Source organism: Brachyspira pilosicoli (assembly GCF_019402445.1).
Lineage (GTDB): Bacteria > Spirochaetota > Brachyspiria > Brachyspirales > Brachyspiraceae > Brachyspira > Brachyspira pilosicoli_B.
Genome location: NZ_SRZM01000381.1, coordinates 1 through 440 on the forward strand (window position 1 = coordinate 1; position 440 = coordinate 440).

A 440-nucleotide genomic window follows, 5' to 3' on the forward strand; every position below is an offset into this window, starting at 1 on the left:
ATATGAAGAAGCTATTAAAGACTATGATAAGGCTATAGAGTTAAACCCTAATAATGGGGCTTTTTATAATAACAGAGGAGTATCTAAAGAAAATTTAGAGGAGTACAATGAAGCTTTAAAAGATTATAAAAAGGCTTTGGAATTAGATCCTAACTATGATATTGCTAGAGAAAATATAAAAGAGATTCAAGATAAATATGGCTTGAAATAAAATTAAGAATATCAATGTTGTGTATATTTTGTAAGCACATACTTATTATTGTAAAAACTTAAGAATATATTTAATTTTTTAAAATATTAAAGTTTTTTATATTTTCTAAATTTCTATTTTTTAATTATTTGCAGGGGCTAGCCTCTGCACCCCAACTTCTTTTGCGACCGAAGGAAGTGCCTTTAGGTAAGGCGTGTCCCAAAGAAGCAAAAGGACTGCATTTAATAAA

Annotated in this window: 1 protein-coding gene; it reads left to right on the forward strand. The window is 28.0% G+C overall.

Annotated elements, in window-relative coordinates; all coding sequences use genetic code 11:
- On the forward strand, positions 1-211 hold a 211-nt coding region (locus E6A48_RS11055), incomplete at its 5' end, for a tetratricopeptide repeat protein (protein ID WP_219710329.1).
- Positions 212-440: the final 229 nt, after the last annotated feature.